Origin of the sequence: Streptomyces sp. NPDC102462 (genome assembly GCF_044765425.1) — a bacterium.
Classification (GTDB): domain Bacteria; phylum Actinomycetota; class Actinomycetes; order Streptomycetales; family Streptomycetaceae; genus Streptomyces.
In genome coordinates this window covers 15,553-31,482 of sequence record NZ_JBIWKB010000028.1, presented here as the reverse complement: position 1 = coordinate 31,482, position 15,930 = coordinate 15,553, and the positions used below count along the sequence as shown (strand labels likewise).

The 15,930-nt window shown below is 72.1% G+C and carries 13 protein-coding genes; 2 read left to right on the top strand and 11 right to left on the bottom strand.

What is annotated here, in order from left to right:
* Positions 1 to 8: 8 nt before the first annotated feature.
* Genes ACIRFL_RS23680 through ACIRFL_RS23670 form a run of 3 tightly spaced genes read right to left on the bottom strand, consistent with a single transcriptional unit; the run spans position 9 to position 2,474 of the window.
* Positions 9 to 980: a biotin-dependent carboxyltransferase family protein gene (locus ACIRFL_RS23680; RefSeq protein ID WP_404031654.1), complete on the bottom strand. Its 972-nt coding sequence runs from the start codon at positions 978 to 980 to the stop codon at positions 9 to 11.
* Complete coding sequence (locus ACIRFL_RS23675; protein WP_404031652.1) at positions 973 to 1,698, bottom strand: allophanate hydrolase subunit 1; 726 nt, start codon at positions 1,696 to 1,698, stop codon at positions 973 to 975. Before ACIRFL_RS23675 ends, ACIRFL_RS23680 begins: the two co-directional genes overlap by 8 nt.
* Positions 1,695 to 2,474, bottom strand: a complete 780-nt coding sequence (locus ACIRFL_RS23670) for a LamB/YcsF family protein (protein ID WP_388717077.1) — start codon at positions 2,472 to 2,474, stop codon at positions 1,695 to 1,697. Before ACIRFL_RS23670 ends, ACIRFL_RS23675 begins: the two co-directional genes overlap by 4 nt.
* 225 nt (positions 2,475 to 2,699) lie before the next feature.
* Between ACIRFL_RS23670 and dgoD the strand changes: the two genes are divergently transcribed.
* Complete coding sequence (gene dgoD, locus ACIRFL_RS23665) at positions 2,700 to 3,845, top strand: galactonate dehydratase (protein WP_404031648.1); 1,146 nt, start codon at positions 2,700 to 2,702, stop codon at positions 3,843 to 3,845.
* Positions 3,846 to 3,879: 34 nt separating this feature from the next.
* On the opposite strand, the gene ACIRFL_RS23660 is transcribed toward dgoD, so the two are convergent.
* From ACIRFL_RS23660 to ACIRFL_RS23635, 6 genes are all read right to left on the bottom strand, one after another.
* Positions 3,880 to 4,644, bottom strand: a complete 765-nt coding sequence (locus ACIRFL_RS23660) for a TetR/AcrR family transcriptional regulator (RefSeq protein WP_404031645.1) — start codon at positions 4,642 to 4,644, stop codon at positions 3,880 to 3,882.
* 148 nt (positions 4,645 to 4,792) lie between these two features.
* Positions 4,793 to 7,813 (bottom strand): alpha-mannosidase, encoded by a 3,021-nt coding sequence (locus ACIRFL_RS23655; RefSeq protein WP_404031642.1) that lies wholly within the window; start codon positions 7,811 to 7,813, stop codon positions 4,793 to 4,795.
* Positions 7,814 to 8,126: 313 nt separating this feature from the next.
* Positions 8,127 to 9,383 (bottom strand): glycosyl hydrolase, encoded by a 1,257-nt coding sequence (locus tag ACIRFL_RS23650; RefSeq protein WP_404031639.1) that lies wholly within the window; start codon positions 9,381 to 9,383, stop codon positions 8,127 to 8,129.
* A 102-nt stretch (positions 9,384 to 9,485) separates the two neighbouring features.
* Positions 9,486 to 10,370, bottom strand: a complete 885-nt coding sequence (locus tag ACIRFL_RS23645) for a carbohydrate ABC transporter permease (protein WP_404031636.1) — start codon at positions 10,368 to 10,370, stop codon at positions 9,486 to 9,488.
* Positions 10,367 to 11,284, bottom strand: a complete 918-nt coding sequence (locus tag ACIRFL_RS23640; protein WP_404031633.1) for a carbohydrate ABC transporter permease — start codon at positions 11,282 to 11,284, stop codon at positions 10,367 to 10,369. The genes ACIRFL_RS23645 and ACIRFL_RS23640 overlap by 4 nt, the downstream gene beginning before the upstream one ends.
* A 6-nt stretch (positions 11,285 to 11,290) precedes the next feature.
* Positions 11,291 to 12,586, bottom strand: coding sequence for an ABC transporter substrate-binding protein (locus ACIRFL_RS23635; protein WP_404031630.1), 1,296 nt, complete (start codon positions 12,584 to 12,586; stop codon positions 11,291 to 11,293).
* A gap of 234 nt (positions 12,587 to 12,820) precedes the next feature.
* Between ACIRFL_RS23635 and ACIRFL_RS23630 the strand changes: the two genes are divergently transcribed.
* Complete coding sequence (locus ACIRFL_RS23630; RefSeq protein WP_404031627.1) at positions 12,821 to 13,864, top strand: LacI family DNA-binding transcriptional regulator; 1,044 nt, start codon at positions 12,821 to 12,823, stop codon at positions 13,862 to 13,864.
* Between the two features lie 212 nt (positions 13,865 to 14,076).
* On the opposite strand, the gene ACIRFL_RS23625 is transcribed toward ACIRFL_RS23630, so the two are convergent.
* Positions 14,077 to 14,916: an ABC transporter permease gene (locus ACIRFL_RS23625; RefSeq protein WP_404031624.1), complete on the bottom strand. Its 840-nt coding sequence runs from the start codon at positions 14,914 to 14,916 to the stop codon at positions 14,077 to 14,079.
* Positions 14,913 to 15,914 (bottom strand): ABC transporter ATP-binding protein, encoded by a 1,002-nt coding sequence (locus ACIRFL_RS23620; RefSeq protein WP_404031621.1) that lies wholly within the window; start codon positions 15,912 to 15,914, stop codon positions 14,913 to 14,915. Before ACIRFL_RS23620 ends, ACIRFL_RS23625 begins: the two co-directional genes overlap by 4 nt.
* Positions 15,915 to 15,930: the final 16 nt, after the last annotated feature.

Below are 15,930 nucleotides of genomic sequence, written 5' to 3'. Positions count from 1 at the left end.
CCGACGGGTCACACGAGCGCCGCGAAGGCCGTTCGCGCGCGCAGGGCGACGCGGTCCAGCAGGTGGCGCCGCTCCACATACGCGGCGGTGGCGGCGGAGGCGGTCGTGCGGTGGAAGCGGATGGTCTGCCCGGGTCTGAGCTGTGCCGCGTGGTCCAGCGCCCGGGAGGTGAGCACCGCGAGGACCGGGTATCCGGCGGTGATCCCCCGGCCGCGCATCAGGACCAGCAGTTCGTCGCCGGTCGGGGCCTCGATCGCCCCGACCGGCACCCCGCGGGAGAGCACTTCCCCGGCGACCGTCCGCCGGGGCACGTGTCCGGCGACCCGCATCCCGACGTGGTTGATGCGCGGGGTGACCGTGTACGGGGAGTCGTACAGCCGCTGGAGCCCCGGCCCGAACTCGGCGGCGTCCGGCCCGTCGATCACGTCCAGGACCGAGGACACGCGGCCGACGTCGCGGGGGATGCCGAAGTCGAACACGGTGGCGCCGAAGCGGCGGTTGACCAGCGGCGGATGGGAGCGGAACAGGGGCAGCACCGTGCCCGGGGTGACGTGGGTGCCGAACTCGATCATCGAGTCCGGTGCGCAGCTTCCCATCAGCCGGGGCACGTCGAAGGACCCGTGCACGGCGACATAGGCGCGCAGTCCGGCGTCGGAGATGCCGACCCGCACCGTTTCGCCCGCACGCACCGACAGCGGCGCCCACGCCGGGTAGGCCCGGCCGTCGACGGTGGGTTCGGCCGGCGCGCCGGTGACGGACATGAGGACGTCGTGGCTGGGGCGGAGGGTGAGACCGAAGGCGGTGGCCTCGATGAGCGGGGCCGTGGGCGCGTTGCCGACCAGGGCATTGGCGGCGCGGGCGGCGAACTGGTCGAGGGCGCCGTTGACGGCGAGTCCCCGTGCGGGGCCCGCGACCCGGCCGAGGTCGGTGACGACGCACACCGTGGCCGAGTCGACGTGCAGTTCGGGTCGGTCAGTCATCGTGGCGGTACCTCATCGGCGTGCCCAGCAGTTGCGCGTAGGCGCTCTCGTCGATCGGCAGGAACCGCACCCGGTCGCCCGGCCGGTACGGGACCACCGCGTCGGTGTCGGTCCGCAGGATGTCCAGCGGCGTGCGGCCGATCTGCCGCCAGCCGCTCGGCGCGGCGACGGGCCCGATGACCGTCTGCCGGCCGGCGACGGACACCGCGCCCGGCGGCACGCGCAGCCGGGGCGTGGCCAGCCGTGGGATCGGCAGGCCGAAGTCGGGTCCGTCCATCATGGCCGAGGCCGCCGGGCCGCCCAGGCAACGGATGCGGGGTTCCCCGGCACACACGAGGTCGATGACCTTGGGCACCGGGTGGCCGATCGTCTCGGCGACCCACTCCAGGTCGGGGCCCGCCTCGCCGCCGAACAGCACCGGCACGTCGATGACACCGCCGCCGGCCGCGCCGCCCTCGCCGGCCGTGGTGTCCCAGGAGCGGATGTGCGAGGCGATCTCCTCACCCGTGGTGTAGTACGGGTCGAACTCCACGAGCACCGCGTCGTAGGTGGGGACGGCCGTCACCGTGGGGTGGATCCCCCCGTCGTTGAGCCATCCCGCGAGCCGGTGCACGGCCGTCCACACCCGGTCGGTGTCGTCGCCGTCGACGGCGACGCGCACGGCGGCGTCTCCGCACGGCGAGATGGCCATCGTCGTCTCTGTCCGCGTCTGAGTCATGCGGCATGCGTGCCCAGCACCTCGTCCAGGGGCCGCAACCGGACACCGGCGGCCTGGAGTTCGTCACGGATACGGGTGGCGAGCTGCAGGGCGGCCGGGCCGTCGCCGTGCAGTTGCACGCAGTCCGTCCGCACCGGTATGTCCTTGCCGTTCCGGCTGGTGATCAGCCCCTCGGTGACCATCCGGACGGTGCGGCGGGTGACCTCGTCCGGGTCGTGCAGTACGGCTCCGGGCTCGGACCGCGACACCAGGGTGCCGTCGTCCTCGTAGGCGCGGTCGGCGATGCCGACCATGGCCATGCGCAGCCCGCGTTCGCGTGCCACGGCCGCCATCTGGCCCTCCTGCATCAGGATCACCAGTGACGGGTCGAAGGCCGCTACGGCGTCGGCGACGGCCTCGGCGTAGTCGCGCCGGGTGACCACGAGGTTGCCCAGACGGCCGTGCGGAGCCAGGTGCTCGATGCGGGTGCCGTGCGCGCGGGTGAACGCGGACAGCGCCCCGATCTGGTACAGCACGTCGGTGCGCACCTCGTCGGGGGTGAGGTCCATCGCCCGGCGGCCGAAGCCGACCAGGTCGGGGAAGCTGGGGTGCGCGCCGATGCGGACGCCGCGCTCCACGCAGGTCCGTACGGTGGCGTCCATCACCCTCGGGTCCCCCGCGTGGAAGCCGCAGGCGACGTTCGCGGACGTCAGCAGTTTCAGCAGTTCGGCGTCGTTGCCCATGGTGTAGGCCCCGAAGCTCTCTCCGAGATCGGCGACCAGATCGACAACAGGCACAGCGCTGCTCCCTCCCTTTGGAAAACCACGGGACCGTCTCTGGCCCAGACGCTAGAGCGGGCAGGGCGGGAGAAGAAGCGCACATCAGGAAGGCCCATGACCGCATAGCGGTTCGCGATGGGTGCGTGCACGGGGCGTGTGGATCAGGCCGGTACGCACGAGACTTGTGGCCCGGACGCCGTGGCGCGCGGCGCCGTCATCCCCTCACGAAAGGCCCGCCCCGCCGTGAAGATCACCCGCATCGAGACGTTCCGGCTGCCGCCCCGCTGGCTGTTCTGCCGCGTGGAGACCGACGACGGCATCGTCGGCTGGGGCGAGCCCGTGGTCGAGGGCCGGGCGGAGGTGGTGCGCACGGCCGTGGACGTTCTCGCCGAGTATCTGGTCGGCCGGGACCCGTTGCGCATCCAGGACCACTGGCAGGTCCTCACCAAGGGCGGCTTCTACCGGGGCGGTCCGGTCCTCTCCAGCGCCGTCGCCGGACTCGACCAGGCGCTGTGGGACATCGCAGGCAAGGCGTACGGCGCACCGGTGCACGCGCTCCTCGGCGGGCCGGTCCGCGACGCGGTGCGCGTCTACGCCTGGGTCGGCGGTGACGAGCCCGCGGAGCTTGCCGACGACATCGCCGCACAGGTGGCGGCCGGTTTCACCGCGGTGAAGATGAACGCCGCCGGGCGGGTCTCCCCGCTGCCCACGTCCGTCGAGACCGCCGCCGTGGTGGAGCGCGCGGCGACGGCCCGTGCGGCCCTGGGGCCGGACCGGGACATGGCGATCGACTTCCACGGGCGGTTCACCCCCGCGGGGGCGCGCCGGGTGCTGGAGCTGATCGCGCCCCTGCACCCGCTCTTCGCCGAGGAGCCGGTGCTGCCCGAGCAGACGCATCTGCTGCCGCGGCTCGTGGAGTCGACCGCCGTGCCGATCGCGACCGGTGAACGGCTCTTCTCGCGCGCCGAGTTCCTTCCCGCGCTGCAGGCCGGCATCGCCGTGGCCCAGCCCGACCTCTCGCACGCCGGGGGCATCTCCGAGGTGCACCGCATCGCCGCCCTCGCCGAGACGTTCGGCACGCTGCTCGCGCCGCACTGTCCGCTCGGCCCGCTCGCCCTCGCGGCCAGCCTCCAGGTCGCGTTCGCCACGCCGAACTTCCTCATCCAGGAGCAGAGTCTCGGCATCCACTACAACAAGACCGCCGACCTGCTGTCGTACGTGCTCGACCCGGCCCCGTTCCGCTTCACCGACGGCCACGCCCGCCGCACCACGCTGCCCGGACTCGGCATCACCGTGGACGAGGCCGCCGTACGGCAGGCCGATGCCTCGGCGGCGGCGTGGCGCAACCCGGTCTGGCGCCATCCCGACGGGAGCTTCGCCGAGTGGTGAGGACAGCGCGGGCGCGACGGCGCCAAAGCGCGCCCTAGCGGGTCTCCGGACCGGGCGGTGTGGACAGGCGGGTCAGCCATTCGTCCAGCAGCAGGTGCTCGCCGTGCGTGAACGACCGGGTGCCCTCGTCGTCCGTGCCGGCCTCGTCCAGCAGGGCCTTGAGCGCCACCGCGTGCCGGGCGCCGCGCGCGGCACGGCTGCCCTCGGCGCCGGCGCCCGGCTCCTCGTCGCTGATCAGGGCGGCGAACACCGCGTCCCGGGTGGCCTCCGACAGACCCTCGTGCGCGGTGCTCAGCCCCGCCGCATCGGCGCTGATCAGGGTGACCGTCACCCCGATGCCGGTGGCGTGGATCATCGCGGCGGCGGCCTCCACGCCCGTCCGCAGCCGGCCCGCCTCGGCGACCCGGGTGACCAGCCGCACCAGGATGTCGTAGGCCGCGCCCATGACGGCCGCGCCCTCGCCCGGGCGGGGGTCGGTGTACAGGAGCCGGTACAGGGCGGGGTGGGCGCGCCCGAAGGCGATGTGCAGGTTCCAGCCGCGGCGCAGCTGCTCGACCGGGTCGCCGGCGGTGAGGTTGGCCTGTTTGTCGGCGAGATAGGCGGCGTAGCCCTGTCGTGCGACCTCGTCGAGCAGTCCCTGCATGTCGCCGAACTGCCGGTAGATCGTCTGGGCCTGTACCCCGGCGGCGGCGCTGACGGCGCGGGTGGAGACCGCCTCGCGCCCGCCGGCCTCCAGCAGGTCGGCGGCGGCCCGCAGGATGCGCTCGCGCGGCTGCGGTGTCGTCTCGGTACTCGTCATGAATCAACGATAACGAACCGCTGTGATCGACGCTGACGTCGGTGTCGGTGCGGTGCCCGGGGTGTGCGGCGCAGCGTGCTGAACCGGCGCTTCCCCTGGTACGGCACCGGGGCCGCCCGGTGGTCCCGGGCGGCCCCGCTTCGTGTGCTCAGCCGCGGCGCAGCCGCAGCGTCACCAGCTCGAACGGGCGCAGGCGTACGGCGATGCGCGCGCCGTCCCGGTCGGGGGCGGCCGCATCGGGCAGCGGGCGCTCCAGAAGGTCGGTGACCGTGACGTCCGCGACCTCGAAGCCGGCCGTGAGCGTGGCACGGGCACGCCCGCCGTGCGCCTCGTGGAAGCGGACCACGACGTCACCGCTGCCGTCGTCGGCGAGCTTCACCGCCGTGACGACGACCGCGTCGTCGTCCACCGTGACCAGCGGCGCCACCTCTCCCGCGCCCTCGACGCGGCGCTCGGGAAGGTTGATCCGCCAGCCCTCGCGGACCGCGTCGCCGATGGCCGCGCCGGGCACCAGCGCATGCCGGAAGCGGTGGATGCCCTGGTCGGTCTCCGGGTCGGGGAAGCGCGGGGCGCGCAGCAGGGAGACACGCACCGTGGTGGTCGTACCGCCGTCGCCGTCGGTGCGGACGGTACGGGTCACGTCATGGCCGTACGTGGAGTCGTTGACGACCGCGACGCCCCAGCCCGGCTCGGCCAGGTGCACGAAGCGGTGGTTGCAGGCCTCGAACTTGGCCGCCTCCCAGGAGGTGTTGGTGTGGGTGGGGCGGTAGACGTGCCCGAACTGGGTCTCGGACGCGTACCGTTCGGCGTGCACGTCCAGCGGGAAGGCCAGCTTGAGGAACTTCTCCGTCTCGTGCCAGTCCACCTCCGTGTCCACGACCAGCCGCCGCTCCCCGGGCGGCAGGGACAGCACCTGGGTGACCTTCGAGACGCCGAAGGAGCGTACGACGCGCACCGAGACGCCGTCCTCGCCCGCCGTGACCGCGTCGGCTTCGGTGAGGTCGGTGACGGTGTTGCGGTAGAACTCGTCCACGTCCCAGGCGTCCCACATGTTCGGGAAGTCCGGGTGGATCTGGAGCAGGTTCGCGGCCCGGCCCGGGGCAAGGCTCTCCCGGTCGGCGTCGATGTCGTACGCGGACACCACCAGGCCGTCGGCGTCGATCTCGACACGCAGCAGCCCGTTGTCCAGGGTGAACCCGCCGGCCTCGCGCGCGCTCAGCGCCGTCGCGCCCTCGGCGGCCGGTGCGCCGGCGCCACCCGCCGGGACCCCGGCGCGGGCGTGCGGGGCCGCGTTGAAGACCAGCTCCGTGCCGCCGGCACCGGCCAGCGCCTGCTGGGCGGCGTCGATGATGCCGTTCAGCTCCCCGGCGAGGCGCGCATAGGTGGCGCGGGCCTCCCGGTGCACCCAGGCGATGGAGGAGCCGGGCAGGATGTCGTGGAACTGGTGCAGCAGGACCGTCTTCCAGATCCGGTCCAACTCCTCGTACGGATAAGGGAATCCGGTGCGCACCGCGGCCGTGGCCGCCCACAGTTCGGCCTCCCGCAGCAGGTGTTCGCTGCGCCGGTTGCCCTGCTTGGTCTGCGCCTGGCTGGTCAGGGTGGCCCGGTGCAGTTCCAGATACAGCTCGCCCACCCACACGGGCGCGTCGGGGTATTCGGCCTGCGCCTTCTCGAAGAACGCCTCGGGGGTCTCCCACACGACGCGCGCGGAGCCTTCGAGGTCGCGCAGCCGGGCCGCCTTGGCGACCATCTCACGAGTGGTGCCGCCGCCCCCGTCGCCCCAGCCGGTGGGCGCGAGGGAGTGCCGGGCGCGGCCCTTGTCCTTGAAGTTGCGGGCCGCGTGGGCGATCTCGCTGCCCTTCATGGCGCAGTTGTAGGTGTCCACCGGCGGGAAGTGGGTGAAGATCCGGGTGCCGTCGATGCCCTCCCAGTGGAAGGTGTGGTGCGGGAACTTGTTCGTCTGCGACCAGGAGATCTTCTGCGTGAGCAGCCACTTGGAGCCCGCCGCCTTGATGATCTGCGGCAGGCCGGCGGCGAAGCCGAAGGTGTCGGGCAGCCACGCCTCGTCGTTCTCGATGCCGAACTCGTCGAGGAAGAACCGTTTGCCGTGCACGAACTGACGGGCCATCGCCTCCGAGCCGGGCATGTTGGTGTCGGACTCCACCCACATCCCGCCGGCCGGCACGAACCGCCCCTCGGCCACCGCCTTCTTCACCCGCGCCCACACCTCGGGCCGGTGCTCCTTGACCCATGCCCACTGCTGGGCCTGGGACATGGCGAACACGAACTCGGGCTCGTCCTCGATCAGGGCGGTCATGTTCGACGTCGTACGGGCCACCTTGCGCACCGTCTCGCGCAGCGGCCACAGCCACGCCGAGTCGATGTGCGCGTGCCCGACCGCGCTGATCCGGTGCGCCGAGGGCACGGCGGGGGCGGCGAGGACACCGGCCAGCTCCTGCCGGGCGCGGGCCGCGGTGCCGCCCACGTCCTGGAGGTCGACCGCGTCGAGCGCCCGTTCCACGGCGCGCACGATGTCGTAGCGGCGGGCGGAGTCGGCCGGCAGCTCGGCCATCAGCTCGCCGAGCACTTCCAGGTCGATGACCAGCTGCCACACCGTCTCGTCGAACACGGCGAGGTCCATACGGGTCAGCGTGTACTGCGGCTCGCTGCCCGCGGTCTCCTTGTCGCCGAGCCGGGTGGGCAGGAAGGGGTGGTAGTCGAGGATGACGGGGTTGGAGGCGGCCTCGATGTGCAGCCGCACCTCCTCACCGCCCGCGACGGGGGCGCCGACGCGCACCCACTGGTTGCGCGGGTTGAGGCCCTTCACCGGGGTGCCGTCGGGCCGGTAGACCAGGCCCTCGCACTGGAAGCCGGGCATGTTCTCGTCGAAGCCGAGGTCCAGCAGGGCCTCGACGGTACGGCCGGCCCAGGACTCGGGCACGGTGCCGGTCACCCGGAACCAGCTGGTGCCCCACGGAGCACCCCAGCGGGCGCCCACCTCGATCGGCTCGGTCCCGGCCGCAAGGCCCTCGGCGACCGGCACGGGCTCGCCGGGCGCGTGCCACACCGCGACATCCAGCGGCACGGACTCGGGGTGGACGGCGGGACGGATGCGCTCGTCGAGGACACGCTTGAGACGGGCCTCGACCAGGCTGCGGTCGTCATGCATGCGGGCTGCTCCACAGGTCGTACGTCAGCGGGTGGTTACCAGGGTGGCCGGTGGGACCCGGTCGTGTCACTCCGGCCGTCCATGGAATGGTGGGTGGCCGGTGGGTCCGAGGTGTGTCACTCCGGCCTTCCGGAAGGGGCGGGCGGCCGGTGGGTCCAGGTCGTGTCACTCCGGCCGTCCAGGAATGGTGGGTGGCCGGTGGGTCCGAGGTGTGTCACTCCGCCCTTCCGGGACGGGCGGGTGGTCGGCGGGTCCCAGGTGTGTCACTCCCGGCCGTCCGGGAACGGTGGGCGGCCGGCGGGTCCAGGTCGTGTCACTCCCGGCCGTCCGGGGCCGGTGCGTGCAGCACCTGCTCGGCCGTGACGACCTCGGTGATGCCGCGGGAGCGCAGATGGCCGGCGTCCTCGGCGCGGACGTCGAGGACGGCCGCGGGCCGGGCGCCGTCGGCGGTCAGCCGGAAGAAGGCGTCGTACACCGCGCCGCCCGGGGCCAGCGCGGAGCGGCGGGCCGGGTCGGCGGGTACGGCCAGCGCGGTGGTGCGCGGGGCCGGGGCGTACGTGCTGTCGCGGGCGGCGCCGGCCAGCGCGTGCGCCAGGTCCTTGGGCCTGCGGTCGTTGGTCATCAGGCCAAGGCCGTACTCCAGCTCGGGGAAGTCGGCGAGGTCGCGGGAGACGTCGTGGGAGCACCACCAGGTCACGCCCCACAGGTCCGGGCAGTCCAGGACGTTCGCGACGGTCGCCTCGGTGAAGGCGGCGGCGTGCTCGGCCGGGATCAGCGGTGCGGGCGCCCCGACCTCCTGCAGCCACACCGGCCGGTGCGGCGCGTCGGCCCAGGCCTTGCTCAGCTCGACCAGATACGCGGCGTGGTGCTCGGTGGGCACCGAGGTCCGGCCGTGGCGCTGGGCGGTGCCGTTGAACACCCAGGAGTGCACGGCGGTGACCTCGCCCAGACGGGCCGCCTGGGCCGGGGTGAAGGGCTGGTCGTGCTGGTACCAGGTGGCGTCGTACTCGGCGTGCAGGTGCAGCCGGCCGGGGGCGCCCTCCTCGCAGGCGGCGAGCATGCGCTCCAGCCAGGCGTCGATCTGCTCCGGTGCGGCCCGGTCGGGGTCGGGGTGCGGGCCGGCGGAGAACTGGTTGACCTCGTTGCCGACGGTCATGCCGATGAAGTTGGGCCGGTCCGCGAGGGCCGCGGCGAGGGTGCGCAGATAGGCGGCCTGGCCGTCGACGACGTCCGGGTCGGTGAAGAGGTTGCGGCGGTGCCAGGTGCGGGTCCAGGCGGGCAGGAAGTCGAAGCTGCTCAGGTGTCCCTGGAGCCCGTCGACGTTGACGTCCAGGCCGCGTTCCGCCGCCGCGTCGGCGAGGGCGACGAGCTGTTCGACGGCGCGCGGCCGGATCAGGGTGCGGTTGGGCTGGAAGTAGGGCCACAGCGGGAACACCCGGATGTGGTCGAGGCCGAGCGCGGCGATCGAGTCGAGGTCGGCGCGCACGGAGTCCAGGTCGAAGTCGAGCCAGTGGTGGAACCATCCCTCGCTGGGCGTGTAGTTGACGCCGAAGCGCACGGATGAAGGCATGCGGATTCCTAGCTGGTGCGGGTGTGTGAGGGGTGCAGGAGTGCGGGGCTGCGAGGGTGGGGGTGCAGAGGTGTGGGCAGGTGTGCCGGGGCGGGCCGGGGGTCAGCCCTTGACGGCGCCCTCCCCGACCCCGCGGAAGAAGTAGCGCTGGAGGCAGGCGAAGAGCACGATCAGCGGCGCCACGGCGATCACGGTGCCGGCGGCGACCAGCCGCTGGTCGTTGGCGAAGGTGCCGTGCAGATAGTTGAGGCCGACGGTCAGGGTGAACCTGGAGGAGTCGCTGAGCACGATGAGCGGCCACAGGAAGTCGTCCCAGGCGCCCATGAACGCGAAGATCGCCACCACCGCGAGGGTGCCCTTGACCGACGGCAGCGAGATCCGCAGGAACCGCTGCCAGACGTTGGCGCCGTCGACGTAGGCCGCCTCCTCCACCTCGTGCGGCAGGTTGAGGAAGGCGTTGCGCATGAGCAGGACGTTCAACGAGCTGATCGACGCGGGCAGGAGCACACCGATGAGCGTGTTGTTCAGCCCGAGCGAGCGCATGGTCGTGAACTGGGCGATGATGATGCTCTCCGCCGGCACCAGCATGGCCAGGATGAAGACCAGCGTGGCGACGCCGCGGCCCCGGTAGCGCAGCCGGGCCAGCGCGTAGCCGGCCAGGGCCGCGCCGACGCAGTTGGTGACGACGTTGCCGACCGCCACCTTCAGCGAGTTCAGCGCGTAGTCCCACACCGGGACGATGTCGGCGACCCGGCCGTAGTTGCGCAGCGTGGGGTGCTCGGGCAGGAAGGACGGCGGGGAGGAGTAGATGTCGTCGGCCGGGCCCTTCAGCGAGGTGGACAGCTGCCACAGGAACGGGCCGACCGTCAGGGCCAGTACGACGAGCAACAGCGCATAGCGCAGGACGAGTTCCCAGGTACGCAGGCGCCGGCCGTGCTCGTCGGTGCGCCACGAGGCGCGGCGCGGGATACGGGTCTTCTCGCTCATGCTCGTGCCTCGTCCTTCCGGTCGGCGCGCAGAACCAGCAGCATCAGGACGACGGTGACGACGAAGACCACCACCGAGATCGCCGAGGAGTAGCCGACCCGGCCGGACAGGCCGGTGCCGGTGCGCTGGACGAGCATCACCAAGGTGGTGTCCTCGCCGGCCGGGCCGCCGTTGGGGCCCGCCATCAGGTACACCTCGGAGAACACCTTGAACGCCGAGACCGACGCCAGCGCGGCGACCAGGACCATGGTGGAGCGTACGGCGGGGACCGTGACCGACAGGAAGCGGCGCACCGCCCCCGCGCCGTCCACCGCGGCGGCCTCGTGCAGCTCGCGCGGCACGTTCGCGAGCGCCGCCAGATAAATGATCATGTAGTAGCCGAGGCCCTTCCACACCGTCACCGTCATGGCGCTGACCAGCAGCAGCCACTGGTCGCTGAGGAAGCCGACCGGCCCCGCGCCGAGCATGTCCAGCAGCGAGTTGACCAGTCCGCGCTCGTCCAGCAGCCACACCCAGATCAGTCCGACGACGACGATCGAGGCGACGACGGGGGTGTAGAAGGCGGAGCGGAAGAACGCGATGCCGGGGATGTTCTTCTGCACCAGCAGGGCGAGCAGCAGCGGCAGGAGCACCAGCGCCGGCACCACCCCGAGCACATACAGGGTGCTGTTGCGCAGGGCGATCCAGAACATGTCGTCGTGCAGCAGCTCGCGGTAGTTGGCGAGACCGACGAACCGGCCCGGGATGAGGGTGCGGCGGTCGGTGAAGGAGTTCACCACCGTCGACACGAACGGGTACAGCACAAGGGCGCCCGTGATCAGCAGCCCGGGAGCGGCGAACAGCCAGGGACTGGTGGGCAGTTGGCGCCGGATGCGGGAACGTGCGGTCATCGGCGCGGACGGGGAGTCGGCCATGCTGGATCAGCCCTGCTGGAGAAGCCGGTCACACGCCTTGACAGCGTTGTCGAGCGCTGCCTTGGGGCTCTGCTTGCCCTGCAGGGCCTTGGCGACCTCGTTGCGCAGCGCGGTCTTCATCTGCTCGCTGAACAGCACCGGCGTGTAGTTCACCGCCGTCTTCAGGGACTTGGCGGAGGCGACCCGCACCCTGGTCTCGTCGGTGCCGTCCTCCTTGGTGAAGTACGGGTCGTCGAGGGAGCCCGCGGTGCTCGGGAAGATGGCGACCTTCTTCGCGAACGACATCTGGTTCTCGGCGTCCGTGATGAAGTGCGCGAACGCCACCGCGGCGGGCTTTTGCTGGGACTGCGCGTTCACCAGCAGGCCCATGACGTACATGTTGACGTGGCCGGTGCTGGTGATCTGGTCGGTGATGCCGATGTTCTTGTACAGGCTCGGGGCCTGGGACTTGAAGTTCTTCAGGTCCAGCGCGCTGCCCGGGTTCATGGCGACCGCCCCGGTGAGGAACTTCTGGCCCGACGACTCCGGGGTGGCGGTCAGCGCCTGTGAGTCCAGCGCCTTGGCGTCGTACAACTCCTTGTACTTGGTGAGCAGTTCCACGCCCTTGGCGTCGTTGAAGGCGAACGCGGTGCCCTGCTTGTTCATCAGCTCGACGCCGTAGCGGCCGAAGTCCTCGATGGTGGGCACGTTGGCGAGGGTGGCGACCTTGCCGCCGGTCTTCTTCGCGATCTCCAGGCCGTCCTCGAACAGTTCGTCGTACGTCTTCGGCGGCTGGTCGGGGTCGAGCCCGGCCTCCTTGAACAGGGCCTTGTTGTAGAACAGCGGCCCGGTGTTGAGGTACCAGGGGAAGGCGTACGTGCCCGACAGGCCGGGGACCTCGGTGCCGGCCCACGCGCCGGGCAGGTACTCGCTCTTGAACTTCGCCGCCGCCTTGTCCTTGTCCAGGTCGAGGGCGAGGCCCGCCTTGGCGAGCGGGGCGGCGAGGTCGGGGGAGACGTTGACGACGTCGGGCAGGGTGCCGGCGGCGGCGTCCGCGCTGATCTTGTCGGCGTAGCCCTCGGCGGGCTGGTCGATCCACTTCACATGGGTGCCGGGGTACTTCTTCTCGAAGTCGGCGATCAGGCCCTCGAAGTAGGACTTGAAGTTGGCGCGCAGGTTCCAGGTCTGGAAGGAGATGTTCCCTTCGATCTTGCCCGAGCCGCCGCCGGACGAACTGCCGCCGCTTCCGGAGCCGCAGGCGGTCAGCGGCAGCAGGGCCGCGGTGACGGCAGCGGTGGCGAGGACTCTTCGGGATATGCGCACGGCTGGGTCTCCTTCACACGACGGGCTACGGCGACGATGCCGGCCACGGGGTACAGCCGCAGACCTTGCATCGTCCCGGCAGGAAAAGTCAATGGATTCCCGCCGTGAAATTGGCCCCGCTTCCTGAACGTGCAGGTCAGATGGATCTGTCGGGCATCTTGCCAGCGATCGCTAATGCGCTTTAGGGTGGGGTGACTCAAGCGCATTAGTGTCGAGGGGGATGGGAAGTCAGTGGTGGCAGGCAAGCGTTCGCCGGCACGCCGGCCGACGATGAAGGACATCGCGCGGCGCGCCGGGGTCTCCGAGAGCGCGGTCTCCTTCGCCCTCAACGACCGGCCGGGAGTCTCGGAGGTCACCCGCGCCCGGGTCCGCCGGGTGGCCGAGCAACTGGGCTGGCGGCCGAGCACCGCCGCCCGCCAGCTGTCCGGAGAGGGCGCCGCCACGGTCGGCTTCGTGCTGGCCCGTCCCGCGCACACCCTCGGCGTCGACTCGTTCTTCCTGCAACTGGTCGCCGGAATCCAGGAGGTGCTGGCCGAGCGGCATCTGGGGCTGCTCTTCCAGGTGGTCGAGGACATCGTCGACGAATGCGGCGTCTACCGCGCCTGGTGGGCGGAGCACCGGGTGGACGGCGTCCTGATGGTGGACCCCCGCACCGACGATCCGCGGCCCGGGCTGCTGACGGAACTCGGCCTGCCCGCCGTGGTGATCGGCGGCGGCCCCGACGAGCCGTCCTCCGGGCTTTCGGCGGTGTGGGCGGACGACGCCGGCGCGATGGCCGCGATCGTGGACACCCTGTACACGCTCGGCCACCGCCGGATCGCGCACATCGCGGGACTGCCCCATCTCGCCCACACCCAGCGGCGGGTGCGCAGCCTGCGGGCCGAGACGCGGCGCCGGGGACTGACCGAGGTCCGCTCGCTGACCACGGACTACTCGGACGCCGAGGGCGCGGCCGTCACCCGGCGGGTGCTGGCCGCCGACACGCCGCCCACGGCGCTGATCTACGACAACGACGTGATGGCGGTGGCCGGTATCGCCGCCGCGGCCGAACTGGGTTTCGCCGTGCCGCGGGATCTGTCGGTGGTGGCCTGGGAGGACTCCGCGCTGTGCCGGATGGTCACACCGTGGCTGTCCGCGCTGTCCCGGGACAGCATGGCGTTCGGGCGCACCGCCGCCCGGGAACTGCTCGCCCTGCTCGACGGATCGGCACCGCGCACCGTGCAGGTCCCCCTACCCGAACTGATCACCCGCGACAGCACGGCCACCCCACCGGGCTGACCCCCGCCCACACCGCGCGCGTCAGCCGCCCGCACCCGTCCCCGTCCGACCCGTCCGCCGGGGCCCGCCCCACGGCGGGCGGCCCTGACCACGGCGAGAGCCCGAACCTCGGACTCAGCTCGCCCCTCGCCCTCCCACGGGCCGCGAACCCGGCCCGGTCGTCGGGCAGTTCCGCCGTAGTGCGTCCGGTGCCCGCCGCGGCGGGTGCGGTGTCAGGTTCGTACGCGGCGGGCGAAGCGGCGTAGGGCGAGGTGGCTCAGAGCTGCGGTGCCGAGGGTGAGGGCGGTGAGGTAGGCCCAGGTGGGCATGTGACCGGTGGAGGGGGTGAGGTTGGCGCGCAGGCCCTCGCTCATGTAGACGAGCGGGTTGGCGAGGGTCAGGACCTGGACCCAGCGGATCGGGTGCAGAGCGGTCCACGGGTAGTAGACGCAGCCCAGCATGGTGGCCGCGGCCAGGAACAGGCCGAGCAGCGCCCCGAAGGCGGAGGCGTCGATCGCGGTGCCGAGCAGCAGCCCGAGCGCGGAGGCGAGCAGCGCGCTGAGCATCAGCGTGACCAGCAGCAGCGGCCAGTTGTCGACGTGTGCTCGGGGCGCGTTGCCGGGGGCGTGCACGAGCCAGACAATCGGGACGACGACCAGGGTCGACACGAGGCCGAACACCGCGGACGAGGTGATCTTCTGCAGGCCGAGGGCCCAGACGGGCAGGGGCGCCAGGGCGCGGTCGGTGATCTCCCGGCCGGGGCCCAGTTCGGCGGCCAGGGGCCCGGTGACGGACATGATGCTCTGCAGCGTGAGGGTGCTGGCGATCAGTCCGGGCAGCAGGATCGTGGAGAACGAGGTGGCGCCGCCCAGTCCGCTGCCGATGCTGGGCATCACGTAGGCGAAGGCGAACGTGAACAGCAGCGGTTGCAGGCCGACCTGGAGGAGGAGCGCGGGCAGGTTGCGGCCCAGGACGTGGAGGTCGCGCGTGGTCAGCGCGAGGTAGGCGTGCCAGGCGGCCCGGCGGGACGACAGCGGGCGAGGGGCGGTGGCGAGGGGGTTCGCGGTGGTCATGGCGTGTAGTCACGTCCGGTCAGAGTGAGGAAGGCGGTCTGCAGACTGGGGGGTGTGGTGGTGGCGTCGCGTACGGTGAGGCCGGCCGCGCCGCCGACGCGCAGCAGGTGGCCCAGAACGCCGTCGGGGCGCGTGGTGCGGACCCGTACCGTCGGGCCGTCGACGGCCACGTCGTGGGGGCCGCCGGGGATGCCGTGGAGGGCGTCGGCGGCGGGGGCGGCGTCGCCGTCGTAGTGGACGGTGATGACCGTCCGCGCCCCGCTGGTCGCCTTGATCGCCTCGGGGGTGTCGCAGGCGAGCAGGCGCCCGTGGTCGATGACGGCCAGGCGCCGGCACAGGGCCTCGGCCTCGTCCAGGTGATGGGTGGTCAGCACCACGGTCTGGCCGGTCTCGTGCAGGCCCGCGATGATCTGCCAGAGGTCGTCGCGTGCCTGCGGGTCGACGCCCGCGGTGGGTTCGTCCAGGAAGAGCACGTCCGGCAGATGCATCAGGGCCCGGCCGATCATGACGCGGCGGGCCTGACCGCCGGAGAGCTGGTGGGCTCTGGCACCGGCCTTGTCGGCGAGGCCGAACTGCTCCAGCAGTTCCAGCGCGCGGCGGCGGGCAGCGGCGGCGGGCATGCCGAAGTAGCGGCCCCGGAAGGCGAGGTTGTCCGCCACGCTGAGCGCGCGGTCCAGGGTGTTGGCCTGGGAGACCACACCGATGCGGGACTTCACGCCGACCGGGTCGGCACTCACCTCGCGCCCGGCGACCCATGCCGTTCCGGCGCTGGGCGCGACCAGGGTGGTGAGCATGCCGATGGTGGTGGACTTGCCGGCGCCGTTGGTGCCGAGCAGGCCGAAGAACTCGCCCCGGTGGACGGTCAGGTCCAGGCCGTGCACGGCGACGAGGCCGCCCTGCGCGCGCGGATAGACCTTGCGCAGGCCCTCGGTGCGGATGGCCGCCGGGGCATGGGCCGTGGTGGCGGCCGGCGGTGCGGGGGCAGGGGTGGGACTCATGGGGGTGCTCCAGGGT